This window comes from Maledivibacter sp. (assembly GCA_025210375.1).
Classification (GTDB): domain Bacteria; phylum Bacillota; class Clostridia; order Peptostreptococcales; family Caminicellaceae; genus JAOASB01.
In genome coordinates, this window is record JAOASB010000045.1 from 147,632 (window position 1) to 163,825 (window position 16,194).

The 16,194-nt window shown below is 33.0% G+C and carries 13 protein-coding genes; 2 read left to right on the forward strand and 11 right to left on the reverse strand.

Annotated elements, in window-relative coordinates; genetic code table 11:
- Positions 1-55: 55 nt before the first annotated feature.
- Both selB and selA read right to left on the reverse strand, forming a co-directional pair.
- Positions 56-1,954 carry a selenocysteine-specific translation elongation factor gene (gene selB, locus N4A68_16255; GenBank protein ID MCT4565850.1) on the reverse strand — a complete coding sequence of 633 codons (1,899 nt, stop codon included), beginning with the start codon at positions 1,952-1,954 and terminating at the stop codon, positions 56-58.
- Positions 1,951-3,366, reverse strand: coding sequence for an L-seryl-tRNA(Sec) selenium transferase (selA, locus tag N4A68_16260; GenBank protein ID MCT4565851.1), 1,416 nt, complete (start codon positions 3,364-3,366; stop codon positions 1,951-1,953). Before selA ends, selB begins: the two co-directional genes overlap by 4 nt.
- Before the next feature lie 460 nt (positions 3,367-3,826).
- On the opposite strand from selA, the gene N4A68_16265 reads away from it, so the two are divergent.
- Complete coding sequence (locus tag N4A68_16265) at positions 3,827-5,284, forward strand: sodium:alanine symporter family protein (protein MCT4565852.1); 1,458 nt, start codon at positions 3,827-3,829, stop codon at positions 5,282-5,284.
- A gap of 197 nt (positions 5,285-5,481) precedes the next feature.
- Here N4A68_16265 and selD read toward each other — a convergent pair whose 3' ends face one another.
- Both selD and N4A68_16275 read right to left on the reverse strand, forming a co-directional pair.
- Positions 5,482-6,528, reverse strand: coding sequence for a selenide, water dikinase SelD (selD, locus tag N4A68_16270; protein MCT4565853.1), 1,047 nt, complete (start codon positions 6,526-6,528; stop codon positions 5,482-5,484).
- Positions 6,529-6,792: 264 nt separating this feature from the next.
- Positions 6,793-7,425, reverse strand: a complete 633-nt coding sequence (locus N4A68_16275) for a helix-hairpin-helix domain-containing protein (protein MCT4565854.1) — start codon at positions 7,423-7,425, stop codon at positions 6,793-6,795.
- A 239-nt stretch (positions 7,426-7,664) separates the two neighbouring features.
- Between N4A68_16275 and N4A68_16280 the strand changes: the two genes are divergently transcribed.
- Positions 7,665-8,960 (forward strand): D-alanyl-D-alanine carboxypeptidase, encoded by a 1,296-nt coding sequence (locus N4A68_16280; protein MCT4565855.1) that lies wholly within the window; start codon positions 7,665-7,667, stop codon positions 8,958-8,960.
- Between the two features lie 29 nt (positions 8,961-8,989).
- On the opposite strand, the gene N4A68_16285 is transcribed toward N4A68_16280, so the two are convergent.
- The 7 genes from N4A68_16285 to nadD all read right to left on the reverse strand — a co-directional run bounded on the left by N4A68_16285 (position 8,990) and on the right by nadD (position 15,916).
- Positions 8,990-9,373 carry a RidA family protein gene (locus N4A68_16285; protein MCT4565856.1) on the reverse strand — a complete coding sequence of 128 codons (384 nt, stop codon included), beginning with the start codon at positions 9,371-9,373 and terminating at the stop codon, positions 8,990-8,992.
- Positions 9,374-9,491: 118 nt separating this feature from the next.
- Positions 9,492-10,142: a PAS domain-containing protein gene (locus N4A68_16290; GenBank protein MCT4565857.1), complete on the reverse strand. Its 651-nt coding sequence runs from the start codon at positions 10,140-10,142 to the stop codon at positions 9,492-9,494.
- Between the two features lie 25 nt (positions 10,143-10,167).
- The gene (gene leuS, locus N4A68_16295; protein MCT4565858.1) at positions 10,168-12,642 is read right to left on the reverse strand and encodes a leucine--tRNA ligase; all 2,475 of its coding nucleotides are present in this window, start codon (positions 12,640-12,642) and stop codon (positions 10,168-10,170) included.
- A gap of 473 nt (positions 12,643-13,115) precedes the next feature.
- Positions 13,116-13,478, reverse strand: coding sequence for a ribosome silencing factor (rsfS, locus tag N4A68_16300; protein MCT4565859.1), 363 nt, complete (start codon positions 13,476-13,478; stop codon positions 13,116-13,118).
- 40 nt (positions 13,479-13,518) lie between these two features.
- Entirely contained in the window at positions 13,519-14,526 is a 1,008-nt protein-coding gene (locus N4A68_16305) for a calcium/sodium antiporter (protein MCT4565860.1), read from the reverse strand.
- A gap of 78 nt (positions 14,527-14,604) precedes the next feature.
- Positions 14,605-15,183: a bis(5'-nucleosyl)-tetraphosphatase (symmetrical) YqeK gene (gene yqeK / locus N4A68_16310; protein MCT4565861.1), complete on the reverse strand. Its 579-nt coding sequence runs from the start codon at positions 15,181-15,183 to the stop codon at positions 14,605-14,607.
- 121 nt (positions 15,184-15,304) lie between these two features.
- Entirely contained in the window at positions 15,305-15,916 is a 612-nt protein-coding gene (gene nadD / locus N4A68_16315) for a nicotinate-nucleotide adenylyltransferase (protein MCT4565862.1), read from the reverse strand.
- Positions 15,917-16,194 lie beyond the last annotated feature (278 nt).

Here is a 16,194-nt window from a genome sequence, read left to right on the forward strand (position 1 = left end):
TCTTTTCTGTCTATTTTTCAAGGAAATTACATTTTATGACATAAAATAATATCATCTAACAATATAAAACTCTTTTATCCCCAACACGTTTAGTCAGCTTTATGGAGTCGAAATGTTCTAAAAGAGGTACTACATATTTTCTTGATGTATCTAAAATATTACGATAGTCTCCTAAGGCTATATCTTTATTTTCTGCAAAGTAATCTATTAAAAGCTTTTTTGCTTTATTATAGGCTTCTGTTTCAAATAAAATATCTTCGTTAACTTTGATTAACAGACCCATACTTAGCATAACTTCAATAATAGCTTTGTCCTTTTCCCCAATATTAACCATTTTAAAAACATCCTTCACCACAGGAGGTTTAAATTCATCATCTTTATATATCTTAAGTATTTTATCCTTTAAAGCAGTTTGCTCCTTTGACAACTGAACTTCAAATCCCTTTAAAGCTACTGTGTCCCCAAAGACCTTTAATATATCATTTTTTTCATAAATATCCATTATTTCATCGAAAAGCTTACCCTTAGTGTTTTTAAAGAATCTACTCCTTATTTCCTCTTTAGGAACACCTGGTTTTAAAGAATGTTTTTTATGGAACTTAGAAAGAAAGCTAGTAAGCTGTTCTTCAGCTTGTTCAATAAAATCTCTATGAACATACCTTCCGTTTGAAAATTCTATGGCTATTTTTTGTTTAGTAAAGACTTCATAAGCCTTTTCAACTATTCTCTCTGACAATCCAGTTTGTACAGAAACAAATTTTATATTTGGAAACTCGCTACTAAATTTTTTCAAAGCCGTCTCAATTATGGTATCCTTGTTTCCTTCACTTTTAGCCTCTAATTCACTAATCACATCTTCATTAGCCCTTTTGTGTTTTACTGCATTAGGATCTAAAACAACTCCTCCCCCAATAGTTTCAAGGGGAGAATAGAATCTTACAACAAATCTATCGTTATATTTACAGGCTGTTTCCTCTTCTAATCTTAATTGGGCATAGCAGCTTTCACCAGGATTTAACTCCTCCCTGTCAAGAAGTGCCACCCTACATAATATTTCTTTAGTTCCATGATAAAATCTCAATCTGCTCCAATGCTCTATTTTTCTATTAGAGCTTTTTAGTAGGTTTAACTTAACATCGATTATCATTGTACTCTTCATGGTATGCTCATCTGCTAATATATCTCCCCTAGATATATCTTCTTTCTTAATACCAGTTAAGTTTATTGCCACCCTTTGTCCAGCATAAGCTTTAGAAACAGAATTTCCATGTACTTGAATATTCCTTACCCTCGCTTCCAGTCCCTTAGGATATATGGTAAGAGCCTGCTTTTCATCTACTGTTCCTTCAATCAATGTGCCCGTTACTATTGTTCCGAACCCAGACATTGTAAATACCCTATCTATAGGAAGCCTTAGGGGCTCAGAGACATTTTTTTCAGGTACTTCTTCAGTGTAACGTGTAATATACTCCTTTAGCTTGTCAAGACCTATTCCTTCAATGGACGAAACGGGAACTACTGGAGCATTCTCTAAAAATGTTCCTTTCACCCTTTCATTCAAATCTTCCTTTACAAGCTTTACCCATTCATCATCTACTAGATCACACTTTGTTAGCACAATAATTCCTTTTTCTACATCTAGGATAGATAATATATCTAGATGCTCTTGAGTTTGGGGCATAACGCCTTCATCTGCAGCGATTACAAGTAATACTAAATCTATTCCACTAACCCCTGCAAGCATATTTTTGATGAATCGTTCATGACCTGGAACATCCACAATTCCTGCTTTTTTTCCATTTGGTAGATCAAAGAAAGCAAATCCAAGTTCGATGGTGATTCCTCTTTTCTTTTCTTCCTTTAGTCTATCCGTCTCTATCCCAGTAAGTGCTTTAATTAAAGTTGTCTTACCATGGTCAATATGTCCTGCAGTACCAATTATAATATTCTTCATTTTTGCCTCCTATTTTCAAAATTCTTAAGAGCTTTAGCAATAACTTCAAATTCCTCTTCTTTTATGGTTCTAACATCTAATAGTACTCTATCATCGTTTATTCTACAGATTATGGGCAAATCATTTCCCCTAAGGAACTCCTCAAGTCTCTTTGAACTTAATATCTTTGTCTCAAGTGAAATTAAGTAAGTCGGTAAATCTTCTAAAGGCATTGCTCCTCCACCCACTTGTGAATATCCCTCCTTAATTTCAGCCGAAATTTCATCTGTATATTCTACAATTTTTCTATATAGGGCCTCAGCCTTTTCTTTTATTTCATTTATATCCATTGTCAACATTCTTAAAGTAGGAATGTGTTTTAAGGCCATATCCTCATCTAAATACAATCTGAATGTCGCTTCTAGGGCTGTTAATGTCATTTTATCAACTCTCAAAGCTCTTGTAAGTTGATTTTTTTTCATCTTTTCTATATACTTTTTCTTTCCAACAATTATACCAGCCTGAGGTCCTCCTAAAAGCTTGTCCCCACTAAATGTAACTATATCTGCACCCTTTGATAAGCTTTCTAGGACTGTAGGTTCATATGCTAAACCATATTTTGATAGATCCACTAGTGTCCCACTGCCTATATCTTCAATAACAGGTATATTGTATTTTTTCCCTACCGACGCCATTTCTTCAACATCTACTTCTTTAGTAAATCCTAATATTTTATAATTGCTTGTATGCACCTTTAATAAAGCAGCAGTTTCTTCGTCTATATTATTCTGGTAATCAGATATATGGGTTTTATTGGTGGTTCCAACTTCTTTTAATATAGCTCCACCCTGTTCCATTACCTCCGGTACTCTAAACGAGCCTCCTATTTCAACCAGTTGTCCTCTAGAAACAATTACTTCCTTACCCTTTGCAATTGAATTCAGAACAAGTAATACCGCCGCAGCATTATTATTGACCACCAACGCACCTTCAGCTCCAGTTAGCTTACATATAATCTCTTCTATGTGGGAATATCTAGAACCTCTTTTCCCAGTAGAAATATCGAATTCCAATGTTGAGTAATTACTCGCAACCTCACTTAAATCCTTAAGTATTTTATCACTAATCAATGCTCTACCTAAATTGGTATGCAAAACAACTCCCGTGGCATTTATAACTCTTCTTAGACTCATTTTGTTTGCATTTACAACATCAAATACAATATCTTTAACTATATTAGCTATGCTTATTTCAAATCCTTCTAAGCTATCTTTTTCTAAATTCAATATGGATTTTCTAAGTCCATCAATTCTATTTCTAATTGCATCAACTATTGTTATTCTAGGAAAGCTCATTCCTATTTCTTTTATCTTTTCATTATTTAGTACTTCATCTACCTTTGGTAGATTTACAAGCAAATCTTTTTTATTCATTTTTTTCACTCCTAAAATATTTTAAATGTCCTAATGCTATTCTATTTTCCTTTATAATATACCCAAAATTGATTAAGCAAATTGCATAATTACTTTCAACAAAAAACATCTATCCCATATCTTTGGGAATTTTTTATGCATAAATAAAAGTTTTTATTGAAATCTCTATATAAGTTCATTCTATATAGATTATAAATTTTTTTCTATAAAATTATAACATAATTTTTACTTCTTTTAATAAAAATAAGTTGTACCTAAGAAATTTCCATTATTATGTATCCCATAAATAGAGTACATAGTTTCTAAGATTTTGCAAAATATATTAATATCTAAGGATTAAACAATTTCTTACACTATAGAACTTTTTAGTGGCTTTACAAAGCAGAAATTAATTTAAAGAAAGGATTCTAGCTTTATTTCAAAAACTAAAGTACACATTATCTATATTGGGAGGTTATTTATGGATACTTTGAATGCAATTATAAGTAGTATAAACGGTTTTGCTTGGGGCGGCTTTATGATTCTATTCCTAGTTGGAACAGGTGTTATTCTTACACTAGGCACAAGAGTTGTTCAATTTAGAAGATTAGGATATGCTTTTAAGCTACTTTTTTCAAAGCAACATGCCGGTGACGGAGATATTACTCCATTTCAAGCATTGATGACATCTCTAGCTGCTACCATAGGTACAGGGAATATCGCTGGTGTGGCAACAGCAATAGCTGCTGGAGGTCCCGGTGCAGTGTTTTGGATGTGGGTTACTGCAGCCTTTGGTGGAGCAACAAAATATAGTGAAGCATTACTAGCAATAAAATACAGGACAACTAATGAGAGGGGAGAAAAATCCGGTGGTCCAATGTATTACATCAAACTTGGAATGAGAGATAGGTTTGGTGGTAATTTTGCTTGGCTTGGTTGGCTATTCGCATTTTTTGGTTTTTTTGCATCCTTTGGTATTGGTAATATGGTTCAGGCTAACTCAGTTGCAGAATCATTACAAACTACATTTGGAATCGACCCAAAAATTTCAGGAATTTTTATTGCCATTGCAGTAGCCTTAGTAATTCTCGGCGGCATAAAAAGTATAGCTAATGTTACGGATAAAATAGTTCCAGCTATGGCTGTAATTTATATTATAGGTGCTTTGATAGTATTATTTAATAAATCAGCCATGATACCGGCCGCTTTTTCTATGATTTTTTCAAATGCTTTTACTGCTAAGGCAGTTGGTGGAGGATTGATTGGAACAGTCATACGCTTTGGTGTTGCTCGTGGTGTATTTTCAAACGAAGCGGGCCTTGGTAGTGCCCCCATAGCACATGCTGCTTCAAAAAATAATGATCCTGTTAAACAAGGTATAATAGGTTCTTTGGGATCTTTCTTAGATACCTTGGTTGTCTGTACTATGACGGCTTTAGTTATTCTAGTGTCCGGTCTAATTGAAATCGGCACAGATAAAGTGATGATGATTACAACCACTACCGGTAATTTAGTTAAAGTCACAGAAATCCCATCTGCTGGTACAGAAGCTTATGCTACATTTGTCAGTCAGTTTGGTAAGCCCCTTACAGGAGCTGCATTAACAACTACGGCTTTCAGCAAATCCCTAGTGGGATTTGGATCATTTATAGTATCCTTTGGCTTAGTGTTCTTTGCATTTTCTACAATACTTGGTTGGTACTACTACGGCTCTAAGTGTCTTGAGTATATCGCTGGTGTAAAAATCATTGTACTATACAAAATAGCATGGATATCACTATGTTGGATTGGTGCCTTTATACCTTTGAGATTTGTTTGGAATATTTCTGACACATTTAACGGTTTAATGGCTATACCAAACCTAATTGCATTGCTGACCCTGAGTCCCTTAATCTTTAAAATGACTTCTGATTATGAAAGAAGAGAAAAACGAAGATAAGCACCCATCTGGGGTGCTTATCTCAGGCTACCTAAAAACCCGAATTTCTTCGTTGTTGCTTCAAGCAAGAACTCTTACGTATGTCCATATACGCTGCGGCCTCTCGCTTTCAGCACGCCTCGAACTTCAGATTTTTAGGCAGCCTGTCATCTTGTCGACTTTGTCAACAATCTAAGATAAGCCCCCATCTGGGGTGCTTATCTTACTATTAAGTAATTTTCCTGTTTCTCTGTTACTTCGCCAACAATACTAAATTCTGTTTTTAGATTTTTGTCGTAATACTCTAATAAAATATCTGCCTTTTCTTTTTCAATAGAAATGAGCAATCCCCCTGACGTCTGGGGATCGAATAGAATATCCTTCATGTAAACAGGTATATCATTTTCATACTTTACATTATCCCCTATAAAAGCTTCGTTCCTATATGCACCTGCAGGAACTAAACCCATTTGAGCATTTTCTATAGCCCCTTCAATAACAGGTACGGCTTCTGAGTCTATTATTATTGATACATCACTTCCCTTTGCCATCTCAAAGGCGTGACCTAAAAATCCAAAACCTGTGATATCTGTGCATGAATTCACCTTAGTCATGGCCATTCCCTCAGCTGCAATATCATTTAAGCTTATCATTGCATCTATTGCCTTTTTTTGTATGGGTTCATCAAGCATATCAGCCTTTATAGCTGTATTCAATATTCCAACCCCTATAGGCTTAGTCAATATTAATATATCTCCAGGCTTTGCATTTGAATTACTTAAAACCTTATCGGGGTTGACAGTACCAGTCACAGACAAGCCATACTTAGGCTCATTATCATCCACAGTGTGACCCCCTACTAATAGGGCTCCTGCTTCCTTTACCTTATCGCTTCCTCCCTTTAATATCTCTGCCAATATATCCATAGATAGGCATGTAGGAAAGCATACTATATTTAAAGCCAAAATTGGTTTGCCTCCCATTGCATAAACATCACTTAATGAGTTAGCGGCAGCTATTTGTCCAAAAACATAGGGATCATCTACTACCGGTGTAAAGAAATCCAGAGTTTGTATTAAAGCCGTATCATCGTTTAGCTTATATACGGCAGCATCGTCGGATGTATCTAGTCCAACTAATAGCCTATCACTTTCAACTGGTGGTAGCTGACACAGAACCTGTGCCAAGGTCTCAGGACCAATTTTAGCCGCTCAGCCAGAACTACTACTTAATTCCGTTAATCTTTTATTCTTTAAGTCTTTCACATATACCACCTCCAAAAATCAACATATGTGGCTTATATACCACTAAATTTATACTTGAGGAAATTACATAACTCTTACTTGGCAAAACTGCATATGGGAATATCATCCTTAATTTAATTACTTAAGATATAAGCATATTTGATGGCATAGCTTTGGGGATTTTAAAACTACATATAGTAGATGGTTTTATAGAAAGTAATTATGCAATTTGCTCACTTAAACTAATGCTTAAAACCCAATATCTATCTTCTATATTAACATATTCTACTTAACTTTTATACTATCTTTAATCTGCTCAAATTTGTTTGAACCTATCCCACTCACATTCTTGATATCTTCAATGCTTTTGAATCCATTATTTTTTTGTCTATATTTTATTATCCTCTCGCTTATAGATTCACCTATACCATCTAGCTTAGTTAGTTGCTCCTTTGTTGCGGTGTTGATATTTATTTTTTTATCAATCCCTATTATATCAGAGTCACTACTGACCCCAATATCAATTTTTTCACCAATTTCAGGAATGATAATCTTTTCACCGTCATTTACATACTTAGATCTATTAATCCTTAATACATCGGCTTTATCCGTTAGTCCACCAGCCCTATTTATTGCATCAATTACCCTGTCACCTTCTGCTAGAATTATAACCCCAGGTTTTTTTACGGCGCCACATATATCAATTTTAATTTTTTTCGGCTCTTTTTTCTCCAGATGGGTCTCTTGAGCGGTATCCTGCTGACTGTTCTTTTCATCTTTGTCCTCAATAACTCCTATTTCCTCTTCAATTACTATCTTCTGATTTTCTTTATAGGTAAAATTTTTAATATTAAAAAAAACTACTAAAACTATAAATATTATGATCAAAATAATTTCTTTTTTGGTCACTTTTTTCACAAATTATCCTCCTTTTCTCAAAGCCTAACCCCTTCAATATAGCTCATTACATTTATTCTTTATTATGGAAATTATAGTTATTATTTCTACCTTTTATTTCTATAACCTTCTTTTTAGCCATAAATACTTAAAATTTTTTTTTATTTTTGTTATACTGTATATAGTGCTTTAAAAAATCTTTATTATGCTTTCTTAAATATCGAGCTTTATAGAAACATAATTTAACTAGAGGTGAAAACATGAAACGAATATTTGTAGTAATGCTCATAGTAAGTATTATAATAACATCCACATTTAGTAGTTTTGCCATAGCTTCTCCGCCCCATATTGATATTTCTTCTGAAAGTTGTGTTTTGATCGATTTTGACACTGGCGAAGTTCTCTTTGAAAAAAATTCTCATAAACAGATGTATCCGGCTAGTACAACTAAAATAATGACAGCAATATTGACTTTAGAAAATACAAATCTTACTGACAAAATTATTATAGATAAACAAACTCCTTTTACTGATGGCAGCCGTATGTATGTTAAAGAAGGCGAAGAATTTACCGTTGATCAATTATTGCATGCCCTATTGATAGAGTCGGCTAATGATTCCGCTGTTGCATTAGCAAAGCATATTGCTGGAAGTACTGAAGAATTTGCAAAACTGATGAATAAAAGAGCCAAAGAGTTAGGTGCCCTAAATACTAATTTTACAAATCCCCACGGACTCCCCGATGAAAAACATGTAACTACGGCTTATGATTTATCCATGATTGCTAAATACGGTATGACATTACCTAAGTTTAAGGAAATTGTTAAAACCATAAAATATCAAATACCAGCAACAGAAAAAACTCCTGAAATTAGATATTTTAGAAATAGAAATAGACTTCTTCATGGAATTGGCCCTAGCAATCAAATAAAATATAAGGGTAAATGGATTGATATAAAATATGATATAGTTGATGGTATCAAAACTGGATATACTACTAAAGCAGAACAATGCCTTGTTTCAACTGCATTTAAGGACAATAGAAGAGTTATTTCTGTTGTTTTAAAGACTAATAGACCTAATCAGTATTTGGACTCAAGAAAGCTGATTGACTATGGTTTTGATAATTTTAAGAAAATAAATGTTATTAATTCTGGTACTAACCTAAAAACAATTGAAATTGAAAATGGGATTGAGAAAACCTTAGATTTACTAACCCAGGATAGTATTTCAAAAATTGTTCCTAATGATACCATAGAATCTAATATAAAGCAAAAAATTGAACTGAGTTCAGATATAAAAGCCCCTATAACTAAGGGAGAAGTATTAGGTACCGTTTCCTTTAGTCTTAATGGTGAGGTTATAGGTAGTACAAATTTGATTGCTAAGAGTTCTGTAGATGAGAAGCAGTTATATAAGATAATTAAAAGAATACAAGACCCCCAAAATATGTCACTATATAAGATAATACTTGGAGTAATTGTTGTTTTTCTAGTCTGGAGAACAGTAGTAACTATAAGAAGAGTTAGAAGAAAACGTAGAAGATGGAAATGGTAAAAAAAAAAGCGACCTAAGAGTCGCTTTTTTTATTTAACAACTGCTATCATTTCTATTTCTACATTTACATCCTTAGGCAATCTTGCCACCTCAACACATGCTCTAGCAGGCTTATGAGTATTAAAATATTGTCCATATACTTCATTTATTCTACCAAATTGATTCATATCCTTAATGAAAACAGTTGCCTTTATTACATTTTCAAGTGTTGTACCAGCCTCTTCTAGTATAGCTTTTCCATTTTCTAAGCATTGTCTTGTCTCATCTTCAATGCTTCCCTGTACCATTTCACCAGTAGCAGAATTAAATGGTATCTGTCCAGAAACAAAAAGTAGATTTCCTGCTAAAATAGCCTGTGAATAGGGGCCAACAGCTGCAGGTGCCTTATCAGTATGTATTACTTTTAAATCCATAATTAAACCCTCCTAATATTATATAAATTGTAATAACAAACAAAGTGTTAACCTATAAAAACCAAATAAATGTATATATATATGACCTAATAGAACTTAAATCTCTATACAACTCCATTTATTTTGTATCTACTCTAATCTCATCTAAATAATTATATATAGTATATCTTGAAACACAAAGTACCTTAGCCACATAATCTATAGCTCCCTTTATTAAAAAGGCTCCTTGATTATCCAGTTTCTTAACAATATTTACTTTTTCTTCTTTCCCCATATAAGCTACTGGTTTACCCACTTCATCCAATGTATTTTTCACAATATCAATCAATACATCGTTTACTCTATTTCCACTATCCTGGGAACTCTTTTCGGTTTCTGAAACTTCAGTCTTTGTTAACTCATCTATTACCTTTTTTGCAACCACTAACTCAGATAGATCAAAGTTTATACAAAGGCACCCTAATACCACATCATTCTCATCCTTTATAAACATTGTTGAGGATTTTAAGGCTCTTCCTTCAAGACTCTTTCCAGTATAATTTATTATATTGTCCTTTATACTACCTTTACGTACTGCCTTTAATCCCACTTCTGTCATAGGACTTCCTACACTTCTACCAGTCACATGACCGTTCTTGATAGCAACTATAGAACTTTCCATCCTACTAAAATCATGAAGAATGACTTCACAGTTTTTCCCGAATGTTTTCGATAAACCTTCTACAATGGGTATATAGCTTTTCAAAATCGGGTTCAACGTCCTATCCATCAAATTCTCCCCCTAAATATGAATATTATTTTGCAACAATATTAACTAATTTTCCAGGAATACAAATAACTTTTATAATATTCTTCCCATCTATAAACGATTTTATCTTTTCGTTATCTAAGGCTAATTTTCCTATTCCATCCTTTGTCATATCTTTACTTACATTGATTTTATCCCTTACTTTTCCATTCACCTGTAAAACTATTTCTACCTCTTCTTTTACTAGGGCCTTTTCGTCGTACTTTGGCCAAGCTTCATTGTGTACGCTTCCTTTTTTGTCAAGTATACTCCATAACTCTTCTGTCATGTGGGGAGCAAATGGACAAAGAAGCACTAAAATAGTTTCTACAGACTTTGTGATTAAATCAGAATTTATTTTTTCTTTATCTATTTCCTTATATTTATATGTCTCATTTACAAGACCCATAATAGCACTAATTGCAGTATTAAAATTGAATCTTTGACTTATATCCTCAGTAACTTTTTTAACTGTATTGTTAATCACATAGTTCAATTCTTTATCTTCTTTTCCTTTTATCACTATAGCTGCATTTTCTGAGGATAAAACATATTCCTTGAGCTCATCTACTAATCTCCAAACCCTATTTAAAAATCTAAAGGATCCCTCTACTCCTGTATCGCTCCACTCTAAATCTCTTTCAGGTGGTGCAGCAAATAGAATAAATAGTCTTGCTGTATCAGCACCATACTCAGAAATTATTTCCTTAGGACTTACTACATTACCTTTAGACTTTGACATCTTAGCTCCGTCTTTAAGCACCATGCCTTGAGTCAATAGATTCTTAAATGGCTCGTCAACAGGAGATAATCCTATATCATGAAGAACCTTTGTAAAAAATCTTGCATATAGAAGATGTAAAATAGCATGCTCTACTCCACCAATATATTGGTCTACATCCATCCAGTAAGCTGCTTTTTTCTTATCGAAAAGCTTATCTGCATTCTTGGGATCAGTATATCTTAAGAAATACCAAGATGAGTCAACAAATGTATCCATGGTATCAGTTTCTCTTTTAGCCATAGCTCCACATTTAGGACAAGGAGTATTTTTAAAGGATTCACTTGTTGTCAATGGTGATTCTCCTTTTCCGCTAAATACAACATCTGTTGGAAGTAATACAGGCAAATCTTTTTCCGGTACAGGTACAATACCACATTTTTCACAATATACCATAGGTATTGGTGTTCCCCAGTATCTCTGGCGAGATATCAACCAGTCTCTAAGTCTATAATTAATAGTTCTTTTACCATAATTATTAGATTCCATAAACTGTATGATTTTCTCTAAACCATCCACGTTTTGTAGTCCATCAAATTCATCTGAATTTACCATTACACCTCTTTCAATATATGGTAATTCTAGATCTTCTACTTTATCTAGGTCCTCAGGTTTTATGACTGGTACTATATCAATATCATATTTTTTTGCAAACTCAAAATCTCTTTCGTCATGGGCTGGTACAGCCATAATGGCGCCTGTTCCATAATCCATAAGTACATAATTAGCAATATAAATCGGAATTTTTTTATTATTTAGTGGATTTACTGCATATTTACCAGTAAATATACCCTCTTTTTCTACATTACTTGCAGTTCTTTCAATGGTTGTGGCATGTTGTAATTTATTAACAAATGCTAATACATCGCTCTCATATTCACTACCACTTACTAATTCCTTCACTAAAGGATGCTCTGGTGCTAAAACCATAAATGTTACACCATAGATTGTATCTGGTCTAGTAGTAAATATATCTAGGGCCTTATCAGTCCCTTCAACTTCAAATGACATTTGGGCTCCATAACTTCTGCCAATCCAATTTGACTGCATGGTTTTAACTTTTTCAGGCCAACCCGTTAGTTTATCAATATCCTTAAGTAATTTATCGGCATAGTCTGTTATCTTAAAATACCATTGTTCAAGATTCTTTTTAATAACTACAGTCTCACATCTTTCGCATCTGTCATTAACAACCTGCTCATTAGCTAGAACAGTCTCACATGATGGACACCAGTTAACAGGTGACTTCTTCTTATATGCTAATCCATGCTCATAAAACTTCAAGAACATCCATTGAGTCCATTTATAATAATCGGGTAGGCACGTAGTAACTTCTCTATCCCAATCATAACTAATTCCTAATTCTTGTAACTGTTTTTGCATTTCAGCAACATTTTCTTTAGTCCATTTATCTGGATGAATATCATGCTTTATAGCTGCATTTTCTGCTGGAAGTCCAAATGCGTCCCATCCGATTGGATGAAGAACATTGTAGCCATTCATAGTCTTAAACCTCGCAACAACATCCCCAATTGAATAGTTTCTTACATGCCCCATATGCAATTTACCTGAAGGATATGGAAACATCTCAAGGCAATAATACTTCTCTTTATCAAAATTTTCATCAACCTTGAATGCTTTTTCTTCTTGCCATTTTTTTTGCCATTTTTCTTCAATTTCATTAAAATTATATTTTGTCATGGATTTGCCTCCTTCAACTTATTTTTCCCATGTGTGGAAAGTATTCTAATATAATGGGTATTTAGGTATAAAAAAAACGGTACCCAAAATTAACTGCCCCTAACTATATAGGGACGAGATTCTTCCCGCGGTACCACCCTATTTGACACTATGTCCACTTATATGGTTTTTTAAAGGTAACCAACCTAATATCTACCTAGATTATTCATAGAAAACTTAAAACTAAAATAATATTTTCAAACTTTCTATAACTAATCTGGGCTAAGGCAAGTTCAAAAGCTATCTATATCGATTCCCACCAACCATCGACTCTCTGAAGGCTATACACTTAAAAAGCCCTATAGTATTGGGCCCTTTTATATTGTCTAAATTCACTTAGTGAAATGACCTAAATTAACCTTTAATTAAAATAACTATCTACTACTCCTATATTTAAACTCTATTAAGTTGTGTTATCAATAATTGTAATAATTTTATCTTTCAATGTCAATATCTAATTCAATATATTTTGAACCTTTCCAAATTCTTTCTATATCATAAAAGCTTCTTTCATCTTCTGTAAATATATGAACAACTATATCCATGTAATCTAATAAAATCCAGTTTCCCTCATTATGACCTTCTTTATGATTTATAATTTCACCGATTTTACTTAATTGCTTTTCAACTTCATCAGCTAGAGCAGTTGTATGCCTTATTGAAGTTCCTGTTGCAATTACAAAATAATCTGCGAAGCCCGATATATCAGAAACATCAAGCAATACTATATCTTTTCCCTTTTTACCATCTAAAATTTTACAGATATTCAAAGCCAGCTCTTTTTCTTTTTTTGTCATCTAATATCCTCCCTTATATGTAGAACCAGGCCTAATTTATCTACCCTAAGAATACATTATACCCTAAGAAGGTCAAGTATAACAGATAAATTAAAAGCAATATACTCCCAGTGGTTCTTTTTAGCTTTCTATTGTATATCCCAGAACCAACTAATATCAGCATAAGTAATAATGACACTGGCAAATCAACATAAAGAGTATGGGGAATATCTTTGAATATTCTTCCAAATACAACTATATCTCTTTTACTGATAACGAGGCCATATTTTGTTGTAAAAGATGCTGTTCCCAGTATCATCGTACTATTTAATATATTTGCCCCTATTATATTGCCTACAGAAATTCCCTCGTGGCCCTTTACTATAGCAGTAATACTGGTTGTTAGTTCCGGCAAAGATGTTCCTAGGGCTATTAGGGTCAAACTTATGATTTGCTCAGGAACATTAAAGAACAGTGCTATTGTTCTTCCATTTTTTACTAAAAGTTGGGCTCCGATAATGATAAAAATAGCCCCCAGTCCAAATTTAGAAATATTAGTTAAAATAGCTTTAGACTTAACCCTTCCCTCGACTTTTTTATTTTCGACTAGTATATTGCTCCCCTTAAACTGCTTAAGATTTAATTGGATAAATATGAGTAAAACTACAAGTAAAATAGCTCCTTCGCTTTTTGACAATATTGTATCACTACTAAAAATTAATAATAGTATAGTTGAAATTATCATAAGTATACCTTTTTCACTAAAGAGCTTCCTATTTATATCTCCAGGTGCAAAAAGTACTGATGTAGAAAGTATTAATCCTATATTGCAGATTGTTGATCCCACAGCATTACCTATGGCCATATCCGGTGAGCCTTGAGCTGAAGCAAAAACAGAAACAAATAGCTCAGGTAAAGTTGTAGCTAAACTAACTATTGTTGCCCCTATTATAATAGTGGGTATCCCCGTGATGGTGGCAAACCAAACTGAAGCATCCACAAATAAATCTCCACCCTTAATTATTATAACAAGCCCAACCAAAAATAGTATAAAGGGAATATAAATCACAGCTGAATTCCTCCATTATCTCTTATTACTTCAATCTATTTGAATTGAAAAAATTTAAGAAATCATACTATATTATATTCATTTAACCTTTAAATTATTTAAAATCAAACTATTCCTAGCAAAAATACTATTGATATGTAAAAGTAGACCCCTGGAAATCACATGATTAATCGAATTATTTAAAGCCATTAGTGTGGCTTTATCCAAATCCTCTAAAGCTATTCCCCTTATATCTTCAACCCCAGGAAACTTTCTGTTTGGCTCTATATAGTCAGCTACGTAAATAACTTTTTCTATATCTGTCATGTTTCTTCTACCAACGGTATGATATCTTATTGCATTTAATATATCCATATCTTCTATATCTAGCTCTCTTTTAACAAGTTCAGCTCCAATTAGCCCATGGGCCAAATCAATTTGCTTATCCATGACATCATCTATTTCTATCTGAAATTTTGCTACATAATGTCTAGCCTCATTTTCAGATAGATACTTTGCATAATCATGCAGTATTCCAGCCACTGCGGCTTTATACTTACATACATTAAATATTTCAGCCAGCTTAACTGCTGTGTCGCAAACTCCTACAGAATGAATATATCTTTTCTCTGGTAATTTATCTCTTAATATACCCTTTAATAATTCTATATCCTTCAACTTTTACACCTCTAAACATAAATAATAATTTGTATATAGAAATCCCAATAAATCTTTTGCATTTTGTTTCTTAGAATAGACCATAAATATCCCATATTTTAAAAAACAAAATATAAATTTATTAGTGGGTTCTATATAGATTATTCTTATATATATAATATTCAACAGATTCAGGTAAGATATATTTTATACTCTTACCTTCTTTAATTCTTTGCCTTATATCTGTAGATGAAATTGCAAGTGCAGGTACAGAAGTTAATATTATATTCCCATTATATTTTTTATTTAGGTATTCAATTTTCTTTTTAACTTGATATTCATCAATTCCTGGTCTGCCCGCAGCAATAAAATTACATATGCTCAAAAGCTCTTTAACATTTTTCCATGTTTCAAGCTCATATATTGCGTCGGCACCAGTAATAAAATACAACTGAGCATCACAATCAACAGCTTCTTTGAATTTTTTTATAGTATCCACAGTATATGATGTCCCATGGTTCTCGATCTCAATTTTTGACATCTCAAAGTAGGGATTAGTTATGGTAGCTAATAATGTCATGAAATACCTATGTCCGCTATTAGTTATATTTTCTTCCTCTTTATGGGGTGGAGTCCCCACGGGAATAAAATATACCATATCTAAATCAAATCGTGTTCTTACTTGTTCTGCTAATACGAGGTGTCCATAATGAATTGGGTCAAATGTTCCACCCATCAATCCAATCTTTTTCATTTCTTCCTCCGGGCTTTTAGGCTATTTTTCACCTTATTTATAGATAAATAACATTAAGACTTAAAATATATTTCAGAGAAAATAATGAGTGCTTATACATTTTTTCTTTAAAATATATTAAACCTTAAAGTTGTTTAATATACTATAGATATTCCAGTTAAACAGTTAATTTATACACATCAAAAATCCTTAGAATCATCGGATATTTTGAGATGTATAAATTAAGTTTAACTTTGGGAAATCTATATAGATATTCCAGTTAAACAGTTAATTTATAC

Bases quoted from the DNA above. Each gene is read 5' to 3' on its own strand.
- selB (MCT4565850.1), bottom strand. From the start codon at position 1,954: ATGAAGAATATTATAATTGGTACTGCAGGACATATTGACCATGGTAAG.
- selA (MCT4565851.1), bottom strand. From the start codon at position 3,366: ATGAATAAAAAAGATTTGCTTGTAAATCTACCAAAGGTAGATGAAGTA.
- N4A68_16265 (MCT4565852.1), top strand. From the start codon at position 3,827: ATGGATACTTTGAATGCAATTATAAGTAGTATAAACGGTTTTGCTTGG.
- N4A68_16280 (MCT4565855.1), top strand. From the start codon at position 7,665: ATGAAACGAATATTTGTAGTAATGCTCATAGTAAGTATTATAATAACA.
- N4A68_16285 (MCT4565856.1), bottom strand. From the start codon at position 9,373: ATGGATTTAAAAGTAATACATACTGATAAGGCACCTGCAGCTGTTGGC.
- N4A68_16290 (MCT4565857.1), bottom strand. From the start codon at position 10,142: ATGGATAGGACGTTGAACCCGATTTTGAAAAGCTATATACCCATTGTA.
- leuS (MCT4565858.1), bottom strand. From the start codon at position 12,642: ATGACAAAATATAATTTTAATGAAATTGAAGAAAAATGGCAAAAAAAA.
- rsfS (MCT4565859.1), bottom strand. From the start codon at position 13,478: ATGACAAAAAAAGAAAAAGAGCTGGCTTTGAATATCTGTAAAATTTTA.
- nadD (MCT4565862.1), bottom strand. From the start codon at position 15,916: ATGAAAAAGATTGGATTGATGGGTGGAACATTTGACCCAATTCATTAT.